A 23146-nucleotide genomic window follows, 5' to 3' on the forward strand; every position below is an offset into this window, starting at 1 on the left:
CGCAGAGCACTCTATTTATCTCGGTCGCGCCGTGGCCCGATACCCAACATCAGGCCCCGATCACTGGCAAAGCGGGCTTAGAGATAGGTGCGTCGCTCCAGATTCGGCGCCAGGTTTCTCGTATTTCCTGACGCAACCAGTACCGGCGGATACCTCCCACTCCCTCAGATGAGCTCGTACAAACTCCCCCGCTTGCTGGCCATTGTGGATTCCATCGATGCTGCCAGCCCACCGTCATGGATGCGCAGCCCAAACTCGACATTGCGATTTTCGGCATTGTAGGAGAAGTTTGCACTGGTCAACAGCACGATCTCGTGATCGACGATGATGAACTTGGCGTGGCTGACAATAGGTTGGCTATCGGGCAGCGTGGCTGATCTGTATACGGTGGCGCTGGGCAGGCGTGTCTTGACTCCGGTGGGGTCGCCTACCTCGGAGTCGACATACACGCACACTGCGAGATCGGGTTCCTCAGAGGCTCTTTGGAGTGCGTCCCACATGGCCGAGGTCGGTGAGAAGTTGTAGGTCGCGCAGGTAACAGCCACGCGGGCGGCTGCGACGACATCGTGGAACTGGTTCGTCAAGTGGCCGACGGTTGCCTCCTGGCCGGGCATGGTCCAGACCGGAACGAGCTCACGGTGAGCAAGCTTCGCCCCAGCGATACCGCGTAGCACCGCAGCCGCCAGTTCTGGTGAATCGTGCCCGATTCCAGCTGCCTTCAGCAGGCCGGATACGCGCTCGCGTCGTGAGAGACTGATCGATGCCAGTGCGTGCGTGGTGTGCTCACCAAATTCAAAGAGCGCGGCCAGGCTGTCGGCCTCGGTCGCAGTCAGGTATTGCCCAAGTTCCTTGAACGGGTCATCGGACATCAGGGCTCCCGAAGAAACCGGGAACCGGTTTGTCGTCCCCGCTCGGTAGCGTGAGCAGGAATCGCCGATCGAGGTACCGGTTGGCTTTCTCGCACGACGTTTCCGAAGCGAATGTGCAGCAGTGGCATGCTGCGCCATGTAGAAAGTCCTCAGGATCGCTGGGTGTTCGCATTGCACACACCGGGTCTGACGAGCAACGAGTTGCTCGTCGCAACGCCGAGATCACCAGTCCCTGCAATCGAGTAGGTTCTGCCAGAGCGACGAGTCCACCGAGCGTGCCCTCACTGTCTGACGCGGTAGTGCAAATCAACAGTCCAGCCGCACCTTCGCGGTGCGCGGACGCCGGCCAGCCGTAGATTCGCTCGGTCAGGCTGGCCGCACCGTAACCACACGACATCGCCATCTCACGAATCAAGATGTGGGACAGCGTATGCAGCAGCCAGTATCGCGGCGCGGGGAGCCGCGTATCTGGGTCGACGGCCTCGGCGGTCTCCGAGAACCTACGCGCGAAGTTACGGCGATTGGCCGCCCGATGCGCCGTCCATAACGGCGTGTTGTAGACGGTGTTCTCCCATTCCTCGACCGCATCGAGACTCAGCTGCAGGAAGATTCCCTCGCCACGGTCTTCGGTGGCCGGCACCCATGTGGGACTCCCGTTGCGGGTGAGTTTCACCAGCCGCCCCGGCAGGTCATTGACGCGGTCCATCTCATCGAGACGGGTGAACCCGATGAAGGCGTTGACTTTCTTCATCTGGTTGACTGCGACGACCCGGCTGATCTGTGCGGGGAGCTCAGGGCCACGGGTCATATCGGTCACCATCAGCCCGGTGGTGTTTTTCTGGGTGGGAAACAGCGCCGGCTTCTGCAGATATTGCCATTCGGGCACCAGCAGTTCGACCGGATCCCAGTCGTCTCGCTTCTTCTTGCGCTCTTCGTCAGACTCCGGCGGCGACAACGCATCCGCGATCGCAGAAGCAAGGCTCTCGTCCGAGTACGCGGTCAGGTCGATATCTTTCAGCTCTGCCATGCTTCGGATCACATCGAGTTGTCCAGCGAACTGCTTGAGAATGTCGGCGCCGAGTTCCAGGCGCAGTAGATCCCCAAGCGCTTCGGCCTTCTCGGCGTCGGTGCGGGGCATGACGATGATCGACTGGGTGGAAGCAAACCACAGGTTAGACGCGCCCATCATGATGAGAGCTGGTCTGGCGCTGCATTCTTTGTCGAAGGCATTCAGGTGCGGGTGCCTCCCGCGGCATGTTTGGGGCAGCTTGTCTCGACCGACCGAGCCTTGTGCCTCGGCCATGCCGCGGGTAGCCCCACACTGGGTGCACGCGATAATCGAGCCGACGCTCTTGCCTACGTTGGCGTCTCGCATCTTGAGGTCGGGGCGCTCCGCCTTTGGGCACCGTCGTCCGCGGTGCACCCAGAGTTCGTAGGGGAACTCATCGAGATGACCGTTGGTACATGTCAATAGGTGCTGGGCAGGCACCGCAGGGCTTTCCCTTTGCCCCCTCTTTGTCCCTGTGCGCTGTGTGCCGCGGCCCGGGCAGCTCTTGTGGGTGAATTGTGCCAGGTCAGGCCGGAAGGGATGGGTGTTCGTGTAGCTGAACCGTGGCAGTGGGCCGAGGTAGTCGCATCCGGTACAACGCAACCATTGCGGAAACACCCTGGCTGGGATGCCGAGGTCTGCGCCTTCCGTGGCGAATGAGTTCCGCTTGGGCTGCCACGGATACGGCCGAAGCGCCTCCACCTGATTGCCAAGGTGCATGCGGACTACGTTGAGCAGTCGGGGTTCGATGATCGACGGAATACGTTCGCGCCGTTTCCAAATAGGTTCCCAGTCGTCCAGGCCTGCCGGCATTACCGAGAACCCCGGCAAGTCCATGATTGCTCCGGGTCCATAGGTGTACAGCAGCGACGACGGTCTCGATGAGCCGACCTTGGCCCGGTTCTTCGCCACCGCATCTTCGATGTCAGTCAACGGATCCAGCGTCTCGTCCGGATCGTGGAGCATCACAGCGTCGGGTGTCGTGTCGGTCATCAGTCGTCATCCCCAACAGGCAACGTCCACCGCGGTGCCCCTTCGGGCACCCGCGTGAATAGGCGATCCGGGATCGGGCTTACGAGGATGTTGATCTCCGGCTGGACTTCTCGCATCGAATTCGCGACGACGAATGGCGGCTGGGTTGAGGACGCAGCGTCAGCCTTCGCATTCTCCGGACTCATCAGCAACGGCAGATACTTGTCCCCGTCCCCGGTGCGTTCATAGACCAACGTCTTATGCATGTCGCTGGCGCGGCCGGCCCAGTCAGCCCACCGATCGATACGGTTCACCAACCGGTCGCTTGCATACTTCACCGCCGCCTCATCGAGTGCGGCGGCTGCGACTCGCGCTTTGAGGCGTTCCGCGGCTCGATCGACAGTGGCGCGTTGCTCTTTGATCCGCCAAGCATTCCGCTCCTGTGACAGCCCCTCGTCGAGAGGCGCTTGTACCACCCGCGCCACGCTGACCAATAGTCCGTCCAGACCGCGATCCAATGACGTCGGTGAGTACGGAGTAACAGATAGAGCTTCCACTTGGGAATAGAAAGTCTCGTGATAGTGGCGGAACTGTTCGAAGTGCGCCAGGTCGCGTGGTCGAGCCCAGTTACCGAGTGTCACGACCAAACCCGGACGTTTGGGATCGCGACCGACGCGCGAGGATGCCTGGATGTACTCGGCCGTGTTCTTCGGCTGTCCGACAACAAGCATCAACCCCAGGCGCTGCACGTCGACGCCAACCTGAAGCATCGAGGTCGCCAGGACGACGTCGAACGGCGCCTCTTTACGAGTAGGCACCTTCCTGCCCTCGCGCTGAGCTTCCATCCGGGCCTGAAATGCTTCCGTGGTGTCGTAATCAGGATCGAACTCCAACCCCAGACGGTCGAGCGTGCGGCCGATCTCCGAGGATGCGATTCGCGCCGTCAGCTCGCCGGAGTTGAGCAGTCCGAACGCTGCACCGTGGCGGGGTGGGAACCCGGAGTCTTTTCGTGGCCGCTTGACCCGGTTTTGAACGTCGTCCCCCATGTATCGGGTCATGCCGGCCAACTCGCGGGTGGCGTTGAAGTAGCCGACCAGTGTCATGTAGGGGTCGGCGGCAATGCCGCTGCGGTCCAGCAGGAGCTGACCGGCGGACAGTAGGACCTCCGAGACCCGTATCTCGGCACTTGCCAAACGCACGCCCTGTGCGCTCACCCCAACATAGCGGCGCCCGGGTGTGGCCTCGGTGATGGAAATTTCGCGAGAGAAGTAGGTGTCTGAGACGTCGAGCACCTGAGGAGGAAAGATTTCGACGCGCCGCCCGTACAGCCCGCGCACCTGTTCCTGCGCGTTGCGTACGGTCGCCGTGGACGCGACGATCAGCGGACGTACAGGCTTGCCGTCGGGGCCTTCCCAGGACGCCAGGGTCTCCACCGCGACTTCGAACAAACCAACCGCGGTGCCCAGGGCTCCGGTGATCAAGTGCAGCTCGTCCTGGATGATCAGGTCTGGTGGCCTCAGCCGCTTCACTGGATGAACGGTTGCTGTGGGGTATCCAGGCACCGCGGGGTGCGCGGTGGAGATGTTGCATGCGGCGTAGTCGGGATGAACGTACCCGTGACGTCCGCAGCGTCGGCCGACGTAGCCGAACAGGGCCGCGGCTTCGCCTTCGCGGGCCAGTCGGGCGAACTTATCGACGGTGGCTATGACGAATGCCGGTGTGAGACGGTAGATCTCCTCATCGACAGTCAGGATCGGCAACCCTTCGCTGACCTGTCCGCCCTTGGAGAATGGGCACCGCGCCAGGTCGTCGCCGCAGTAGACGAACACCCGCCGCGCGGTGGCGTCGGCTTTGACCTGGGAGGCTGTGATCGGGGTCCCGCACCAGGGGCAGCGCTGCACCTGCAGCACCGTGAGACGGTGCGCCCCGTACTCGTTGGCCTTGGTCAGCTGCTCGTCGGCCTCTTCGAAGCGTTTGGGACTTACATCGGTGCCGACCCAAAGGCCAATCCGGAATGGTTCTGTCCCCCAGGTGGTTTCATCAGCTTGGCGAACCAGTTCGGCTGCACACACCAGTGTGGTCGCGCGCTGGAACTGCTGGGCAGTGAGTAACCGCAGCGTGTAGCGCATCAGCACCGCTACCCCGTCGCGGCCATCTAGTGGGCCGTCAGCGGATTCGACGATTCCCTGTCTGCGACGGATGGCGAACGTGTACGCCGCCAATCCGAGGTATGCCTCAGTCTTGCCGCCGCCAGTCGGGAAGAACAGTAGCTCGACTCGGGCCAAGTGTTCGGCGCTGCGCAATGGTGCCGATGGGTCGGTGAGTGCGCCAAGCTGCATCAGGATGAAAGCCAGCTGGAAGGGCCTCCAGGAGGCGGCCTTCGGGCCGGTTTCAGCGACCTTGGCCTGCGCGTCGCTGATCGACAGGCCGGGATCCGAAGCCCGCATTGCAGCAACCTGGGACGCGATGCGCTGGTCGCGCATCACAGCATTCATGAACTGGAAGCAGCGCAACGCCTCTGCGTCGGCGACCACATATGCCAGTCCGTCCTGCAGCCGTTTGAGGGCACGGCGGCCCTCCAACAACGCCAAATCCGCTGTCTCGCGGAGATGGTTCGGTAGCTCGGCGGCGGTGGCCTCCTGGGTATCGAGCCACTCACCATAGCCGGCTATCAGCGGCCCGAGTCCAGTGCGGACTTGGTCTGCAGTCGCGGTCGCCAGCGCATCCATAGAGAGCAGCGCATTTTCTACATCGCGCGCCTGGGTTTGCGGGGTCTCAGCAACCGGCAGCCAGGTGGTCCACACGGCGCTGGCGCGCCGTGAGCCTTTCTTGACCGTCCAGTCCGCCGAGCAGGTCCGCCCGATCGCGTACTCAAGCCGGTTGCGGTACTGCAGGTTCAGCCGCTGTACCTCGGGGTCGTGTTCCGGCCAAGCCTGTTCCAAAACATCACGAACCGGCAGGAACACTTTTTCTCCGCCGGCATCGACATATAGCTTGGTTTGGAACATCCACATCCCGATTGGGATCGGCATCGGCGTTTCGCGATCGTTGCACAAGGCGATTTCGATAAGCACACGGTTATGAGATGGGTCGTCGAAGCGGTCGACTCGCAGGCAGATAGTGTCGCGCAGCGGGATCGTCGTCGTCTGCCCGGCCTTTAGGTCTGCCAGCCGTACCGAACGTGGCTCTTCAACCGGGATGCGCTGGAAATGGCGGATCGGGCGACCGCCCTTCGTGACCTTGTCGGTCTGGACCGACTCGTAAGTCCCCCACGACGCGGTGACGGTGAACGACTCCAGGTCCGGTGGCACCTGGAATCGCAGTCCCATCGACGAGGGAATCATCAGGCCTTGCTTGGGCGCTCGGTCCTCAGGATCGTCGTCATCGGAGTCGGCTTCGTGCTCATCGGTTGGAGGAGCCGGGACGCCTCGCACCTCGGTTACCGCGTTCACATCGGCGCGGGGTTCGACGAGTTCACCGCGTTCGGTGTTATCCCCTGAGTCGGGACCACCTGCCGCAGCTCCACTGAGCCGTACCGGAGCGATGTGTCCGACCAGGTACTGCGAACGCGGGCTAAACGGCAATAGTTCGTCTGGGCCATGAATGGGTCCCAGAAGCTCACGTTCCAGGATGTCGACTAGATTTTCGCGAACGGTGAACGACGAATCGTCCGGCTCGTAGGTCAGCTCGTAGGCTCCCGCCGGGCCCTTTGACTTCTCACTGACCTCAGCCATTACAGCAGTGTCCCTTGCTCATCCGACACATCCTTAATGCGACGAGCTTTGCCTGGCTTCGTGGTCTCTTTGGCTTCCTTAGCGGCACGGCGGTGATTCTCTTCTAAGAGCCGGTCCAAAATTTCTACCCGCGCCGAAGGGCTTACCGTCCAACGTTCCATTTGCCGGTAGGTGTGAAAGCCATGGTCGAGCGCGATGTCCGACCAGCCATACGCTTCCATCACTGCGTTGTCGAGTTCGATATGAATTTCACGTATCCGCGCCACATCTGCGTCCGAGGCATCGGTGATCTGCTCGTCGTTCACGAGGTTGTAAAACTTGGTCAAGCCCAAACTACGCCGCAACAAGATCTCGCGACGCACCTCGTCCAGAGTGCGGCCGACTCCTTCCAAACGTTCGGTTACCTTTGGTCGTGGAAATGTCTCGAACACGTCGGAAGGCGTGTAGCGGACTCCCACCCCCAACGTTGAGCCGTATTTTATCGCCCACAGCTGATGTACCGAGGATGACAAAGCGGCCTGGTCACCATAAGAATCCGTGGCGAAAACGCCGAGCATATGACTAAATACCTGACCAGTTGGTACTCGCACAGGCATTACCGAGTTACTCACTAGCGCTATCACTAATACTTCGTCCAAGTCAGCGATGGCCCTCCGGAGCGCGGGACGTTTATCGCCGTACTGCCACCAACGATCCCGATGCGCCTTGCGCTTGACTTTCTTTCGCTCGGGAAGAACACGTTCTTGAACACGCTCAAATGGAATCTTCCAACGCGAGGCCTTCTCTAAGGTCGCGTCGTTGAAGTCGATAACCCAACGTGATGCGGAACAGTTCGGACGAGAGTTCAGGTCCTCACCATTCAGGTACGGAAAAAGCACCGCGGCGTTGTGCGCATCCATCGAGATCCACTCCGCAGCTTCACTGGGGTCGACCACGAATCCCAGGCCAACGACGACACAGCCTTGGAATGCGACACCAGCATTCGCAATTAGGCGGATTGGGTTTCCTTCGACGCGGCCGCTTGGCTCTAAAAGAGGGGAGATCCTTGCTACAGGTACCCCGTCGCTGATTCGGGGTACAACATCGGCAACCTGCCCCACGGTGCCCCACACTGCCGCATACTCCAAGGAAGCATTTGCCACGGGCCATTGTTTGCTCTGAATAGCCCTCGTGATAGTGAATCCTGACTCAACCATCCTATCCAATCCCACTTCGCGGGTGTCCCCTTGCGCGATGGTATTGGTCGCGATCAAGCCTAAGGTCCCGCCGGTTGAAAGCAATGACTTAGCACGCAAGAAGAAATACGCGGCCTGATCAGCGTTACCGGTGGCACCCCGAGCGATCACATTCACAAGCCATTCGCGGACTTCGGAACCGATGGCGCCGGAGATCTTCTTACCACCAAGAAAGGGCGGGTTGCCCACAATCGCATCGAAACCGCCGCGATTTAAGATCACGTCGGGTGCTTCGATCACCCAGTGATTGGGAAGCCAGCGGTCGTAGTCAGTGTCGACCGTAGGCTTAAGACCCTTATCGATGATGGAGTGAAGCATCGTGTAGTCAGGTTGGTCAGAGTCGGGATGCGCGGCCCTGACTGCGACTCGCAAGTTCTCGTAGGATTCATCCAGCGCCCTACAGGTTTTCCCCCCAAGTGGCAGCCCAGCTGCGACAATGCCGTCAGCAATCCTTCGCAATTCCGCTGTAAAATCACGCATTTGAGCAAGCTGTCGCCGCTTCGCTGCACTAGTCCGGGCCGGATTGTTCTCATCGACCTCGGTGGCGAGTTTTCGGCGCAGGTCGGCGGCCTTACTGATAATGGCGTCAATGTCGACGTCAAAGATGTCGAACATGTCTCCTGCCTGAACTCGGGATGGATCGATATGCAGCTTGCGCAGTTGGTCGAGACTGGTGATACCGAGCAACGAGTTTCCAAAAAAGATCTTGTCGTCGACGAACGAGAAAGGCAGGTCGCGGTCGAGTGACACCAACCACAGCGAAAGCTTGCACATCTCGACGGCCATGTCGTTGATGTCGGCGCCGTAGAGGCAGTTCGCTACCACTTCGCGAATGGCTCGCCGGTGCAGATCATTGCGGTGTGCGTTTGCGGGATTCTCGGCGGTCCACGCTTCGACCACCCGGTCGGCCAGGTAGTTGGCAGCTGACACCAGGAATGCGCCAGAGCCACAGGCGATGTCGGCGACCTTTAGGCTCAGCAGGTCATCGGACGACTTGAGCTTCCACTGTGATTCATCGGCGGTTTGGTAGGGGCCAGGCTCGTAACAGAGCGGCTGCAGTGCGTGCAGCACGACTTCCATGGCCAGCGACTTGGGCGTGTAGTGCGCCCCGGCATTTTTACGTGATGGAGTTTCCTTGACGAGCAGGCCACCGTCGAGCACCACGAACGGGCGGCCTCGAAGGTCCAGACGCATGATGCCTAGCCAGGGCAAGACACGATCACGCAGAGCGGCGTCGTCACCGACAGCCTGCGCCAGTCCGCTCACCACTGTCGGTTCCAACTGAGCACTAAGGTTTTTGACAATCGCAGCTACGGATTGAGGTTTGGCTGATGGTTGGTCAACCGCAATGTGCGCGCGGATCGCTTCGGCGAGTTTGTTTGGTGCTGTGTTGGTAGCGGCAAGGCGCTCGAGCTCGGAAAGCGTGATCTCGGGTTCCTCGCCGCGGGTCCCCTGCAGACCGAGATGGGTCTGAGTGACGGTGACGGCGGTGTAGCCGAGCAATCCCTCGTAGATGTAGCCGATCTGCTCGACGTCGATGTCGCGGAACGAGATCCGGCGCGCCTCGCCGCCCTTGAGAATGGCCAGCTGCACTGAGCGTAGGACATGCAGCATCACCCGGTCGGATACGGTGATCGCGAGAGTTCCGTGTGTCGTGGTTGAGGTTAGGAACGGGAAGCGTGCCGGGTCAAACAGAGAGCCACCATAGGCGGGCACCCGCATATTCTCAAAGGAAGCCCCTCCGTACAGAGCCTGGCTGGTCGCGAGGAGTCTGTGCCACGTGAGGGAAGTGGCGTCGAGGGCTTCCTCGCTCTCCTCGGCTTCCCTGCTTTGCAATCGATCCAGTTCGCGTGAGATCCCGTAACCCTGCTCAAACAGTTCTCCCGACGGCAAGAGGCCGCGTTCCTCGGCAAACAGCAGGAACACGATCCGCATCATGATGGTTACCGCTGCCTCGTAACTTTGGTGAGTCTCAACAGGCAGCGGGTCGGGTTCGCCGCGCTGACGAGCGTCGCGGGCAGACTCGGAAAAAGATTGGATGAGAAGCTCGACAGCGCTGCGCACCTGTGCGCCAAGGGCTTCGGTGATCTCTTCGGCTGCGGCCACCGATTGTTCGAATAGCACCGGTAGCCGCTCGTCGTCCTTGCCGCCGATGATGTGCTGGCGCGAAATCAGCGTCAGGAAGGCGTCGCGGGTGCGGGGCTCCTCCACCCAAGTAAGTGCGTCCACGACCCCGGAGGCGGTCATGGCACCGGACCGTGCGCATACCAATGCCCACCAGCGTCCGTCGGTGACGATGCCGATCGCAATGCCGTTGCTGCGCAGCAGCGCTTCCATGCGGTCGATAGGGGTCGCCGCCCATAGGTCACTGGGAACTTGGCGCAGCGAATCGACCGGGTCGATCACTGACACCAGAGCACCGATGTTGCCGTCCGGATCCACTAATGCCGCCTGTGCACCAACAGTCACCGCCCGGTTGGGCGACTGCGCCTCCACTCCTGGAACGGACCCCCAAGCTAGTGATTCCGCCCAGCCGGCGACATCACGTAGAACAGTCTCCACCCATTTGTCCCGCGCGATCCGGTACGCATCTTCGGCTGCAGGGTCGTCACCGAATGCGCGGTCAACGGCCTCCCACGCCGCTTCGAAGTCCTTGCGCGCGAACAGCAGGGCTTCTTTGCGGATGTCGTCCAGCGTGGGCATGCCTTGCGGCCAGACACGTTTGAGCGGGGCGATCGCCAGGAATGGACCGTCAGTGTCGACAAGATCAAGCCACGCGCGGTGCAGCTCGGAGGCATTCGGTGTGGAGCGTCGGCGTGAGGTACGGGGCGCCATCAGCGCAAACCTCCTTTCGCATCCTCTGCCGTGAGGGCGAATACCACCGCGGCTGCGGTGGTATGTGGTTTGACATCGGCATAGCGGTCGGAGATCGCCGCAATCTCGCGTGCTTCCTCGTCATCAAGTTCATCGAGGCGGCGTTGCATCGACTCGATATCGCGCCGCCATTGCTTTTGCTGCTCGTCGGCCCACAACATCGCCTCAGCTTCGGCGTCCTTGCTCCGCAAAAGATCGAGTGATTCACGCAGGTTAGTGCGGAACGCGGCGAAGATGTCGCGGGCGCGTTGGATGTCAGAGGCGCGGCGTTTGTCGAGCTGTTCCAGTACCCGCTCGTGTCGGCGTTCGGCTCGCGAGTGCATGGATTCCTCTAGCCGGATGCGCAACGGAGCGTCTGAGGCGTTCCAGATTTCACAGAGCTCATCGCGGACTCGGCGGCTCGCCAAATTGAGCCGGTCGCCATCGAGCGCTTGATCGAGGGCGCGCTCTGCTTTTTCCTCGGCCATTGCGCGGCGGCCTCGTAAACGAACGCCAACGAGGAACACCTCCTCGTGAAGGCGCACTCCCCCGCGTCCGACCAAAACCATGCGGGTCACGGCCGCGACAAATGATTCGGCCATGCCGTCGATGACGACCGCGGTGACCCGGTTCAGCGTCGAATCCACACTCCACAGTGATCTGCGGAGCAGTCGTTGCGCCTTCTGCACGATCGGATGCCCCAGGTGTACGTAGACCAGGTCACTGCGCCCTTCGGCCGCGGCGGGGTCGAAGGTGATCGGGCGCAGCACATCGGGTTTGAGCCGAGTAGCCAGTCCCTTGAGGGTGTCCTGCCAGGACTGGCTCAACGCCGGCATCTCGAAAACCTCGGCGTCGGTGTCGGCGTCACCGACCGGCTCCAAGGGAAGCTGGTGGTTGATCCGCAGCGCAGTGTCAACGACGCGTCGCAGGTTCTGCGGTTCGAGATGCAGGTCAGCGCGGGAGGCGTCGTAGCCACGTTCCAGCTCTGTTAGCCGCGAGTTGAGTTCGATGCCGCCGGCCAAGGCCTCCTGGATCACCTGGTTGCCATCGAGACTCTTGGCTTTGCGCTTGGACGGTGTGCGTCGCGCGAAATGCTCCTGGATCTCCTCACCGATCACCTGGTTGGCGGATCCGAGGTCAACCTCGACCTGGGCGATCTTGCGGGCGATACGCGCCATGAAGTTCGCGTCGGCGGCGTAGGTGGAGGACTTCTCGTCGGGGACGAAGTGAAACACCTCGGGTGTTTCGGTCTGTCCGTAACGGTCGATGCGACCGATGCGCTGTTCAAGCCGGGACGGGTTGAATGGGATGTCGAAGTTCACCAACCGGTGGCAGTGGGTTTGCAGGTCGATGCCCTCGCCGGCCGCGTCGGTCGCCAGCAGGACCCGCACTGGTTCCTCGGTTGGGTCGGCGGTGAACTGTGAGCGGATGTACTCACGGTCGTCGGTGGGGGTCGCGCCTTCGATGACGGCCAGCCGGTCGGCGTAGCCGCGTTGGGCCAGTACCCGCTGCAGCCAGCCCAGGGTGTGGGCGTATTCGGTGAACACCACGACCCGCTCGTTGGTCCAGTGGATGCCGTCGGGTCGGCAGATGGCGTCGAGGAAGGTGAGCAGCCTCTCCAAGCGTGAGTCCGGCCGGCTTTCGTAGCTCAATCCCCAGTCGGCGAGTTTCTCCAGCTGTCCTGGTTCGGCGGCGCTGAGTGGGTCGGATGCCTTCGACTCGCGTAGCCGCTCGGCTTCGTCGTGTTCCCAGAGGCCTTCTTCTTCGTCGGCCTGCCCTTCGCCGAAGATGTCGTCATAATCGTCGTCGCGAAGGCCTCGGCCGGCTCTGGTGTCGAGGTAGTGGCTGATGGTCATGCCGAACGAGAACGGGCTGGACAGAAATCGCTTTTTCAGCAGCATGGTGACGATGTCACCGCCGGGTTTGGTGCCGTTCAACTTGGCGCTGCGGGTGACGATCTCATCGAGTAACGAGAACATCTCCTGCTCAGTACTTGCGGGGCTAAAGTCCAAGACCTTGACCTCACGGTCTTTGAACCCCTTGCCCTTCAGGTCGCTCTTGAGCCGGCGCACCGTCACGTCCTTGAGCGCGGTGGAGTCCAGGAGCGCACCCCGGGAGAACCGGCGGGGGTCGATCATCTCCATCAGCGCGGTGAACGACTCCGGGTAGCCGTTGTGTGGAGTCGCGCTCAAGAACAGGCGGTGCTCGCACGTTTCGGCGAGTTGGCGCACCGCCACCGTCCGCTGGGTATCCACCGAGTAGCCGCGTCCACTGGCGACAGCCGAGGGACTCGACGGAGCGACGTGGTGGGCTTCGTCGACGATGAGAATGTCGAAGGCGAATCGTTTGCCCAGTTTGGGGTTTTTGGCCTGGGCGTAGACATCGCGCAGCAGGCGCTGGCAACGCACCTGCGGCAGCCACGCCATGGACACGATCACTCGGGGATAGAGCTGGAATGGGTTGGCATGCAGGCCGTGGGTGCGGCGCACCTCGGCCATCAGCTCGCTGTTGACGATGACGAACTGCAGGCCGAACTTGTCGCGCATCTCGTCCTGCCATTTCAGCGCCAGGCTCGGTGGGCACACGATCACCGCGGTGCGGGCGCGATGCCGAAGGAACAGCTCTTGGACCACCAGCCCGGCCTCGATGGTCTTGCCCAGACCGACGTCGTCAGCCAGCAGCAGGTTGGTCCGCGGGCTGGTTAACGCCCGCCGCAGCGGTTCGAGCTGGTACGCCTCGACCGTGACGCCCGACCAGAACGGCGCCTGGTAGCGGTTGGGGTCCGCCGAGGTGACGGCGCCCCACCGCATCGCGTCAATGAATCCCGCCAACGTGACCGGGTCGTCGAAGCCCTCCAGGTTGATCTGCTCGGGCAGACCCTGCGGCGGGGTGACCGTCTTCCCGACCTCAAGCTCCCAGATTACCGACAGCTGTTCGCCGAGGCGGTCCTCGTCCAGCGACTGCAGGTCCACCACGTGGTTGATCTGGGTGATGGCGTCGTCGGCGGGACTGAGGTGCAGGCCCTGGGCATAGACGTTGGCGACCGCCCATGTCGAGCCGCGGACCTCGACGACCTGGCCGGGTTCGGGCAGGGGCGGGGTGCCAGGAGCGCTTTCGCTGTTAATAACAGCACATATGGCGTCCTCGGTGAGTCCGAAGTGCTCAGCCAACCTGGCAACCGCAACGGCGACCGCGTGATCCTCCTGGCCACGTGCGGTCGACGCCATCGCTTCGCGAATCTCCCTGCGTATTCTGTTGCGCTGTCCCGCCGCCAGAAGCTCTTCGGGAAACACGTCCGGTAGCCCGTCCCGGAGTAGATAGTCGATCGTCGCGTAAGAGATGCCGTACTTTTTCTGTAATTCGGCGCAGGTGTTTCGCATCGCCCAGTCCTCACCGTGCTGGTCGATAGCCTCTTGCACAGCACGCCGGATCGTCGAGCGCTGCCCCTGTGACAGTTGATCGGCTTCAACTTCTGGTGATGCCTCCACAGAAGGACACCGTAGCCGGGCCCCACGACCCTATGCAGATATGTCAATCGATCTCGTGTAAGACCATGGCCCGCATGCGGTTGGCATATGAGCTTATGAATACGCGGCAGTTGCCGTAGCCCTGTTTCCATAGAACGTATCTAGACGATCTCAACTCGACAACCGTCGACTAGAATAACCTCGGTTAGGAGCAGAGACCCCGCACTTGCGAGCTGGCGGACTTAGACCCAACCTAGCGATCGAGGGAGTGTGCTGCGTCTATTTGCCGCCCGGCTGAACACTTCATCGCGAGCCCGACATACTTGCAGCGCGAGAGGCGAATGCCGCGCGCATAGAAACATACGCTAGGTAGGCAGTACTACGTAAAGGCGTGGGTCCTCCTTCTCGGCTACTAGCAATGTCTCCTTCCGATCTGAATGCGCGCCACAGCTGCGTCCAACGGTCGCGATCCAACGTCCAATCCCCAAGTAATAAACCGTCTCTGAGCCATCCAGTGAGGATGCTCTCGAAAAGAAGCTGATTGTACGAGCGCAGACACGCTGTAATTACGCTGACGATTTCATGAATCGCGGCCGGTGAGTCAAAAGCTATCCAGCTTCCAGGTGGCACGCCAAGTTCTACAGCATTTCGCGTCGATACGTACCCGCCTGCGTGGATCGCGGCGTGTCGAATATGACAAGCACGTTCGAACTCTGCAAGCGCAACCTCTAACGATCGCTGGTTGTTTAGATCGACACCCGCAATCCTCTTTGACCATTTTATGACATTCGACTTACTCGAAAAACTCTCGCCATCAAGCATCCCTCTCACCGCATCTGCAACTGACCCCGAGAAGACGAACTCCATTCGTGTCTCCAGGGGCTGCACTCGCGTCATGCAAACCGGACAGATAGTGACAACGTCCGTCAAAATTGATCGGAAATAGTCTTCAGCTGCGGCCACTGCCGACGAGCTGAGAATAAGTCCGTGTTGCGTGTTCCAGCTCGGCTCTTCGTTCACGGCTACCTGCGTGACAACTAAGAGTGAGTCGAAAGCGACATCGATGGCGGAGCGATAAGCCCCTGTATGACGGTGGGTCGACACTGCGGCATCGGTCAACCTGGTCAAAGTACCCGCACCAACATGTGATGCCGAAGCCAGACAGATCTGCGGGAATATATGCGTCATTACAGGGTCACGAACTCATCAGCGCGAGCCTTGATACGCGCTGCCCAAGTACTCCCGATACTTGGAACCGTACGCAATTGCAGCCCTGCGTCGTCAAGGATGACGTCCTGTACCGTTCGAAGATTGGTGAGCTCTAGTATTCGCTGCAGCTTAATAGGCGTAAGGAGCAGGCTCTCAAGGGGAGACGAGAGCAACTCGATGTACACCGATTGTTCGGTTAATGCTGTCCCGCACCTGTAACAGAAGACTGAATCTTCGGAAATACGCGGACTATGACATTTTGGACATGGGGAAAGGTTCAGGCGACAGCGCTCTCTCTGATCGAGAGTCAAGACTCCTACTGGCTGGCGCCGAACAAAATCGTCGGCACTCTGCCGCCGCAGAGCGACGAGGTGATCTTCTATCGATGGGGTCTGGGGCAGTCCTAGAGCGTTGTCCGCGATGAGGAGCGAAGTATGAATTTGAACCTTTTCATATCGGTCCCGACCACGTGAAACCGATCCGAGACGTCTGACAACACCTGCGTATTCCATAAGAGAAATAACTTGACTGAGTTCCGCATTCCAAGGTTGAGCAATTGCCACGCCGATATATTTAGCGCTTCGCTTTCCCCGCTGCCGGTTTGTGACCCTAATAGATGCAAGCATGCTATCCTGCACCTCCTGGCCCACTTGTATGAAGTTTTCGTATCTAGGCAGCTTCCGTGAAACCTCATCGAAAAGCGATCGCACCCGCACCGCGTTCCTACGGATGGCTTCACGAACCTTGCGCAAAGTGGGAGGTACAAAAGTTACTGTTTCGTCTTCTTCATCGGGGTCACCAATAGAGTCAGAGAGAATGTTCAGGAAGTTTCTCGGGAGCCCAAAAGAAGCATAGGCAGCGAGGTCGATCAAATCATTACGCACAGACCCTTGGAGGGTCAGCGGAAATCGAGCGGCGAAGATCGCACGCATGGTCTCCAAATATTCGGGTAAGTCAGTACGGATCCACACCTCGATCTCTTCTGCTTCGTGACCAATATTAAAGTAAGGGCTATAGGAGGTAACTCCTGGATAAATAGCTGCCTTACATGCGACTGTTCGAGAGCGAAGCGCACGAAATATTTCAAAGAATTCACGTTGCTGCTGAGGCATAAAAGCGTGTGCCGCGTCATCCATCAGTAATACAGCACGCGAACATCCCATACTCTCGGCCCAATTTTCAATAAGGGTCAGTAACTCAGCCGGCGCGATCGCTGTCGGAGCAAATCTTGGGATTTTACCTACCGAAGTTTGCAGTTCATTTACAAACCGAGTACCATCATGCGCCAACTTTCGGAGATCTTTCGGACAATCTTCCGCTGCACTTTCGGCCAGCGCAATAATTACTTTATATATTAGCCATTGTCGAAAGTATTCGAGAGCGCGCTCGGAACGCAACATCACAGGCTCAAGCGCCAGGTGCTGCGAGTAGTTAATATACGCAACCAGAACATTATCACTTGCGCGAAGTCGGAAGTATGCTCGTTTAAGATAATTCGACTTTCCCGAGCCTCGCGGCCCTTTCAAGAGTTTAGGTCCTGGGCCAGTCAAGCGACGAAGGATCGACTCGTCCCCGGGCACCTCGGCAGTGAGTCGTTCCAGATCAGCTTCCGAGAGATCTTCAGCTCGGAGCGTGTATAGGGCATCGAGATCCACGTCTGCCATGCCACGATATTAGTAACGAACAATTCACTAGGTGTGGTTCCAGGGGCTTTGCCTATTGCCAGAGCGGTTAGACGGTGTGCAGAGGTCACGGACCCGCGGTCCCCAGGCGTCATGATCAGGACCGAGCCGAATTCCACGTATTGTCATCGTTCAATAACTTGATCCGGTCGCTCCAGGCATTCACCATTACGTTACGACCACATCCCAGAGGTGAGCGGGAATGGGGCAGCCCGTGAAACATGGACAGAGCCGACGGTCTTCATCGCGGATGCATACGCCTCCTTAACAAACCTGGGCTCTCGATCATCGTCCCACAACCCCCAACCACGATCGAGGCGAGTAAGCGCAAGCATGTTGACGTCAAGACATCGATTGTTAAGCAGCGGATCAGGCCAGTGGCGCGAGCCCTGACCGCACCAGCTCCACACTCTCCGTCACGATCTGGCCCAGGTCGCCGGCGCAGCCGCCGCGCCCCCAGTTCTCCACCGCGACAACTAGTGCGGCCGCAAGCACCACGCCGGCGACCTCGGCCTGCAGGTCGATGCCCGGCAGATCGGTGTAGCGCTTGCGCACGAAGTCGGTGATCACCGAGGCGAAGGACGCCTGCACCACACGCAGATGGCCGGCTGCCCGCTCCCCGATGAGACTGGCCCGCAGCAGCGCCGCCTGGTGCACCACCTCCAGGTCGTGCGGGAAGCTGAGCACGCTCGCCAACACCGCGTCGAACACCGACTCCGACGCCGGTCGTCGTGCCAGCGCCTCGGCCAGCCACTCCAGGTGGGTCTCGTAGTCGGCGAACAGCACCGCTTCCTTGGTCGGAAAGTGCCGAAAGAACGTGCGCTCGGTGACGCCGGCTTCGGCGGCCAGCTGAGACACCGTCACATTGGCGAACCCATCCTGCGCGAACCGCGCCAACGCCACCCGCCGCAGCGCCTCCTTGGTGGCCTGCCGACGCTGCGTATGCAGGTTGATCGGTGTCGCCATGGTGCCCGCATCCTAACCCACAATTTGTCAGTTCCGACCCATTTATGTCAGTCCTGACATAACCTAGCGCACCATGACTGACTACGACGCCATTGTCGTCGGCGCCGGGCACAACGGGCTGACCGCCGCCGCCGTCCTGCAACGCGCCGGCCTGCACACCCTGTGCCTCGAAGCCAACACCTACGCCGGCGGCATGGCCGCCACCGTCGAACTCATCGACGGCTTCCGCTACGAAATCGCCGGCTCCGTGCAGTTCCCCACCCCCAGCCAGATCACCAAAGACCTCGGCCTCGACACCCTTCCGACCGTCGACTCCGACGTCATGTCGGTCAACATCGGCGAGCACGGCGAGGAAGCGATGGTCTTCTACCGCGATCCCATGCAGCTGATGACCCACCTCGCCGACAAGCACGGCACCGACGCCGTCACCGGCATGGCCGAGCTCATCGCCTGGAGCCAAGGCCCCGCCCGCGCACTCGGCCGCTTCGACGTCCGCACACCGCCCAAGACCATCGACGAGATGTATGCCTGCGCCGCAAACGAATCCGAGCGGCGCGCCATCCACAAAACGCTGTTCGGTTCGGCGATGGACGTCATTGACCGCTACCTACCCGACAAGAAGCGCCACGCCGTCATGCGCGGCATGCTGGCCTTCCTGGCCATCAACTCCACCTACCGCGGCCCCTACACCCCCGGCAGCGCGACCTGTCTGGCCTTCGCCCTCGCCGTCCCCGAGGACGGCACCGCGATGATGACCAAGCTCGAAGGCGGCATCGGCGCCCTCACCGAGCACCTGCGCGAGATGTTCGAAAGCCGCGGCGGCGAGATCCGTTACCGCACCAAGGTCGAGCAGATCCTCGTCGACGACGGCCGCGTCACCGGCGTGCGCTGCAAGGACGGCGAGACCATCACCGCCCCCGTCGTCGTGTCCAACCTCTCTCCCGACACCACCCTCACCGAACTCGTTGACCCCGAGCACCTCTCGGCCCAACTGTTCGACAGGCTCCAGGGCCGCGACCACCGCGCCTCCTTCGTCCAGATGCACTTCGCGCTCGACGGGCTGCCCGAGTTCGCTCCGCCCTACGACCTGCTCAACGAACCCGGCATGCAACCCTCGGTCGGTATCTTCGGCTCACCCGAAGAGCAGCAGCGCCAGTGGGAGAACGCGTGCCGCGGCATCATTCCCGACAACCCGTCGCTGGGCATCCAGATCCCATCAGTGCACGACCCCAGCATGGCCCCACCCGGCATGCACGCCGCCAGCGCCTACGCATACGCCTTTCCGGTCGAAACCCCACGCGATCAACACGGACACCTCAAAAACGAAATGGCACAACGCGTCATCGACAAAATCACCCGCTACGCCCCGAACTTCAAAGACATCCAGATCCGCCACATCACCTTCGCCCCCTACCACATGAACACCATGTTCGGCGCCCCCGCCGGCGACTTCTGCCACGGCCTGCTGCACCCCGACCTGATGGGACCCAACCGGCCCGGCCCGAAAGGCTTCCGCGACCTGCCCATCGGCATCGACGGTCTCTACCTCGGCGGCGCCGGCTGCCACGGCGGACCCGGCATCACCTTCATCCCCGGATACAACGCCGCCTACCAAGTACTCGACGACCTCACCTGAATCACGAATGTCGCCCATCAGCGCAGGTAAACCTGGCCCTCCGACGGGAACCCGCCGCCCCTGGTCGCGATGTGCACATGGTCGTAGTGGTTGGCGGTATCCGACCCGCGATTCGACATCAGCCTTTGCGAACCGTCAGGCTTGTAAATGGTCTGCCGCCAGATGGCGTGCACCACGCCGAAGCGCTCCGCGTTCTCCAACACGTACGCCAGCACACTGTCGCCCAGCGCTTTCCCCGCCTCCGAGCGCGCATTCGGAATCATCACGTCGATCGCCAACCCGTGCGGATGCCACTTCAACGGATCCGAGCGAACCCCACCGATATCGAGGATCTCGGGAAACGTCGCACTCACCGCCCGCGCCGCCAGGATCGTGTCCACCTGCAGACCCGTCTCCTTCGCCACCCCCTGCGGCAGCTCCGGCGGAACCGGCGGGGCCGGTGGTTGGGCCGCCATCAACCGCACCGGCTGCGCGCTCGGCGCTGGCGCCGCCGCCATGGCCTCGCAGCACTCCGCTGCGGCACTGCCCTGCGGGTGGCCGTCCCCACCGACGACAAACAACGCGGCGGCCGAGATCGCCCCCGCGACGACGGCTAACCGCGGCCTCCTACGCGTGTTGGCTAATGCGTGTCTTCCCATCGGCCGGGCAGACTACCGACGCCACGCACACACCAGCCAATTCGCCGCAGCGGCGTCCGGCCCCCTCGAAAGCCCCGCGCCGAGCCGAAACGTCCCAGGTCACACGGCCAAACCGCACTCCATTGCGACCGCCCCGCCACGCGCACCGATCGTGGCGAACGTCATGTCGGGCGCCGATTGTGACGCGGCCGGCCCGAGAAACGGTCAGCGCGCGCGACGGGCCCGCTGCCCACCCCGGACCTGTGCCTTCTCGTCGGTGAACACCGAGGGCAGCGCGAACTTTCGTAGCTCGTCGCGCAGCGCCTTCGGCGACGGCGCGTCACCGAGCAACGCGAACGTGAGCACGCCCTGCAACCAGCGGCTCGCCTCTTCGATCGTCACACCGGGGCGCAACCGCCCTTCGGCCTGCGCGCGTCGCAGGATCGGCCGCAGGCTGGACCGGATCAACGCCTCCACCGGATGTGACTCGCCCAGAACCGCACGAACCCGCTCCGGCGGAAGGCTGGCCGTCAGCGCCGCCAATTCTTCGTCACCGCCGGTGATTTCGACAGCCCTGGCCAGAAACTCGACGAGGATCTCGTCGAGGTCGCCGTCGGGATCGAACTCCCAGGAGTCGATCTCCTGCTGAAGTTCCTCGCAGCACTGCACGATCGCCAGCTCGATGAGCTCGTCACGGCCCGACACCGTGTAGTAGAGGGTCTGGCGCACCACCCCCGCCGCGCGTGCGACGTCGGTCATCGTCGCCCGGTCGGGACCGAACTGGGCGAACGCGTTTCGGGCTGCCCGCACGATGCCGGCGGTGGGCTCGTCCATCCGCCAACTGTATCCATCCGGCGGAGTCCGCCGATCCGCGACCGGATGCCGGATCGGCTACCCCGGCTCGGAGCCCTCGGCGATCTGGCGGCCGAGGGCCTTGTGCACCTGGTAGCTGATCGCCCCCACCCAGATCGCGAAGGCGGCCAGCGGAATGTAGATGCCGACGACCCCGTTCCACGCGAACGGCCCGACCTTGAAGAACAGCACCACCCCCGCCGGCGTGATGAGAAGCGCCGCCCACGCCGTCAGGTAGGCCAGCCACCGCGGCAACACCGGTTCCGGACGGCGGTCGAGAAAGATCGCAATCACGATGCACCACATCTGAACCCACACCGACCAGATGACGGTGACGAACAGGATCCAGCCGAGGTCGTGGAGCGCCTCGGTGATCTCAGCGGCGCGTCCGTCGAACCGGAACGCGGCCGCCATCCAGACGCCGATCGGGGTGATGAACTCCAGCGACAGCAGGCCACACGACACGAACTGAACGGCGGCCAACGCCTTGGCCCCGTCAATTCGCCTGAGCTGCCCCGAGATTGCCGCTGCCCAAGGCACCAACAGGGCCGACGCCGCCATCACCACGACCAGCCCCAGCTTGATCAGGTTCGGTTTGGCCTCGTACAGCGCGCGGATCTCCTCCGCCGTGGCGCTGGGCCGAGACGGCGGGAAGTACCCCATGACGAAGATGAAGATCGCGAACCAGACCGCAACCATCACCGGTCCGCACCAGATCATCACCCGCTGGACACGTGCCTCCACGCGGTCACCTCCCCACCCGGCCGGGTCGCACCAAGACCCTAACAGGACGTACGACGATACGACAAGATATGTCGTAATGTCGTAACCGCGGTCTCAGTAGGACCGTGGCAGGCCCAGCGAATGCTCGGCGACGAAGTTCAGGATCATCTCCTTGGACACCGGGCCCATGTTGAGCATGCGGACCACCCAGAAATAGGTGGCGAGTTGATACTCGTGGGTGACGCCGTTGCCGCCATGCACCGCCACGGCGGCATCGAGCGCCTCGAGCCCGGCGCCGGCGCCCAGATACTTCGCCGTGTTGGCGAGTTCACCGACCTCTGCAGCCGCGTCATACAGTGCGCAGGCGCGTTCGGTCACCAGTTCTGCCGCCTGCAGATGCATATACGCCGCCGCCAACGGATGCGCGACGCCCTGATGCGCGCCGATCGGCACGTCCCAGACCCGGCGCGAATTCGCGTACGCCACCGCCTTGGTCAACGCGTACCGCCCGATGCCCGTGCACAGCGAGCTGGTCAGGATCCGCTCGGTGTTCAGCCCGGTGAACGCCACGGCCAGACCCCGGCCCTCCGTCCCGATCACCTGTTCGGCCGGGACCGCGACGTTGTCGAAGAACACCTGATGGCTCTTGTCCGGCTGGCCCATCACGGTGCGGATGGGTGCCCACGACAGGCCCGGTGAGTCGGTGCTGACCATGAACACCGACAGGCGACCCCGCCCCGTCGCGTCGTCGACGCTGGTGCGGGCGACCACCATCACCCAGTCGGCCGACTCCATCCCGGTGATGAAGACCTTCTGCCCGTTCAGCACATAATGATCGCCCTCGCGTCGAGCGGTCGTCGCGATGCGATGCGCGTTGGATCCGGCGTCCGGTTCGGTGATCGCGAAGGACAGCCGTGTCTCGCCACTGGCCACGCCCGGCAGCCAGCGTTCCTTCTGTTCGTCGTTGGCGCTTCGGTCCAGCACGGTCCCCGTGACGCCGGAGGAGAACAGCATCGCCTGCATCGGGCAGCCGCTGCGGGCGGTGTGGTGCACGACGAGGTGCAGCTCCGACAGCCCCAAACCGCCGCCGCCGTACTTTTCGGGCAGGTGGACACCGAGATATCCGTTGGTGCCCAGCTCTTTCCACAGCTCGGCGCAGTGCCCGCCCGAGTCGACCTGCTCGTGGTAGTAGTCGGGCCCGTACTTCGCGGTGATGGCGTCCACCGCTTCGGCGATCGCGCGGTGTTCATCGGCCATCTGCCCGGCTGCCAGTGCTGCCATGT

Annotated in this window: 12 protein-coding genes; 1 reads left to right on the forward strand and 11 read right to left on the reverse strand. The window is 61.9% G+C overall.

Features of this window, described 5'->3' with window-relative positions; translation table 11 throughout:
* Positions 1 to 164: 164 nt before the first annotated feature.
* The 7 genes from drmC to G6N28_RS06565 form a co-directional block, all read right to left on the reverse strand.
* Positions 165 to 869 (reverse strand): DISARM system phospholipase D-like protein DrmC, encoded by a 705-nt coding sequence (drmC, locus tag G6N28_RS06535; protein WP_163898349.1) that lies wholly within the window; start codon positions 867 to 869, stop codon positions 165 to 167.
* Positions 859 to 2910: an MrfA Zn-binding domain-containing protein gene (drmB, locus tag G6N28_RS06540; RefSeq protein WP_163898352.1), complete on the reverse strand. Its 2052-nt coding sequence runs from the start codon at positions 2908 to 2910 to the stop codon at positions 859 to 861. Before drmB ends, drmC begins: the two co-directional genes overlap by 11 nt.
* Entirely contained in the window at positions 2910 to 6623 is a 3714-nt protein-coding gene (gene drmA / locus G6N28_RS06545; protein WP_163898355.1) for a DISARM system helicase DrmA, read from the reverse strand. The genes drmB and drmA overlap by 1 nt, the downstream gene beginning before the upstream one ends.
* The gene (locus G6N28_RS06550; protein WP_163898358.1) at positions 6623 to 10693 is read right to left on the reverse strand and encodes an Eco57I restriction-modification methylase domain-containing protein; all 4071 of its coding nucleotides are present in this window, start codon (positions 10691 to 10693) and stop codon (positions 6623 to 6625) included. The genes drmA and G6N28_RS06550 overlap by 1 nt, the downstream gene beginning before the upstream one ends.
* Complete coding sequence (gene drmD / locus G6N28_RS06555; protein WP_235674484.1) at positions 10693 to 14130, reverse strand: DISARM system SNF2-like helicase DrmD; 3438 nt, start codon at positions 14128 to 14130, stop codon at positions 10693 to 10695. The genes G6N28_RS06550 and drmD overlap by 1 nt, the downstream gene beginning before the upstream one ends.
* Before the next feature lie 1235 nt (positions 14131 to 15365).
* A complete protein-coding gene (locus G6N28_RS06560) occupies positions 15366 to 17051 on the reverse strand; it encodes a zinc ribbon domain-containing protein (protein ID WP_163898361.1) in 1686 nt (561 codons plus the stop codon).
* 387 nt (positions 17052 to 17438) lie between these two features.
* Positions 17439 to 18035, reverse strand: coding sequence for a TetR/AcrR family transcriptional regulator (locus G6N28_RS06565; RefSeq protein ID WP_163898364.1), 597 nt, complete (start codon positions 18033 to 18035; stop codon positions 17439 to 17441).
* A gap of 73 nt (positions 18036 to 18108) precedes the next feature.
* Between G6N28_RS06565 and G6N28_RS06570 the strand changes: the two genes are divergently transcribed.
* On the forward strand, positions 18109 to 19671 hold the full coding sequence (locus G6N28_RS06570) for a phytoene desaturase family protein (RefSeq protein ID WP_163898367.1): 1563 nt from the start codon (positions 18109 to 18111) through the stop codon (positions 19669 to 19671).
* Positions 19672 to 19688: 17 nt separating this feature from the next.
* On the opposite strand, the gene G6N28_RS26805 is transcribed toward G6N28_RS06570, so the two are convergent.
* The 4 genes from G6N28_RS26805 to G6N28_RS06590 all read right to left on the reverse strand — a co-directional run bounded on the left by G6N28_RS26805 (position 19689) and on the right by G6N28_RS06590 (position 23144).
* Positions 19689 to 20309, reverse strand: coding sequence for a VldE C-terminal domain-containing protein (locus G6N28_RS26805; protein WP_179962029.1), 621 nt, complete (start codon positions 20307 to 20309; stop codon positions 19689 to 19691).
* A 204-nt stretch (positions 20310 to 20513) separates the two neighbouring features.
* Entirely contained in the window at positions 20514 to 21122 is a 609-nt protein-coding gene (locus tag G6N28_RS06580) for a TetR/AcrR family transcriptional regulator (protein ID WP_163898370.1), read from the reverse strand.
* 57 nt (positions 21123 to 21179) lie between these two features.
* Positions 21180 to 21884: a hypothetical protein gene (locus tag G6N28_RS06585; RefSeq protein WP_163898373.1), complete on the reverse strand. Its 705-nt coding sequence runs from the start codon at positions 21882 to 21884 to the stop codon at positions 21180 to 21182.
* A gap of 93 nt (positions 21885 to 21977) precedes the next feature.
* A complete protein-coding gene (locus G6N28_RS06590) occupies positions 21978 to 23144 on the reverse strand; it encodes an acyl-CoA dehydrogenase family protein (RefSeq protein ID WP_235674485.1) in 1167 nt (388 codons plus the stop codon).
* Positions 23145 to 23146 lie beyond the last annotated feature (2 nt).

The organism is Mycolicibacterium pulveris (assembly GCF_010725725.1).
In the GTDB taxonomy this organism is placed as follows: Bacteria; Actinomycetota; Actinomycetes; order Mycobacteriales; family Mycobacteriaceae; genus Mycobacterium; species Mycobacterium pulveris.

Coding starts and splice junctions, on each gene's coding strand:
- G6N28_RS06550 (WP_163898358.1), bottom strand. CDS start 10,693: ATGGCGCCCCGTACCTCACGCCGACGCTCCACACCGAATGCCTCCGAG.
- drmA (WP_163898355.1), bottom strand. CDS start 6,623: ATGGCTGAGGTCAGTGAGAAGTCAAAGGGCCCGGCGGGAGCCTACGAG.
- G6N28_RS06590 (WP_235674485.1), bottom strand. CDS start 23,144: ATGGCAGCACTGGCAGCCGGGCAGATGGCCGATGAACACCGCGCGATC.
- G6N28_RS06565 (WP_163898364.1), bottom strand. CDS start 18,035: ATGGCGACACCGATCAACCTGCATACGCAGCGTCGGCAGGCCACCAAG.
- G6N28_RS26805 (WP_179962029.1), bottom strand. CDS start 20,309: ATGGGAAGACACGCATTAGCCAACACGCGTAGGAGGCCGCGGTTAGCC.
- drmC (WP_163898349.1), bottom strand. CDS start 869: ATGTCCGATGACCCGTTCAAGGAACTTGGGCAATACCTGACTGCGACC.
- drmB (WP_163898352.1), bottom strand. CDS start 2,910: ATGACCGACACGACACCCGACGCTGTGATGCTCCACGATCCGGACGAG.
- G6N28_RS06560 (WP_163898361.1), bottom strand. CDS start 17,051: ATGGCAGACGTGGATCTCGATGCCCTATACACGCTCCGAGCTGAAGAT.
- G6N28_RS06570 (WP_163898367.1), top strand. CDS start 18,109: ATGACTGACTACGACGCCATTGTCGTCGGCGCCGGGCACAACGGGCTG.
- G6N28_RS06580 (WP_163898370.1), bottom strand. CDS start 21,122: ATGGACGAGCCCACCGCCGGCATCGTGCGGGCAGCCCGAAACGCGTTC.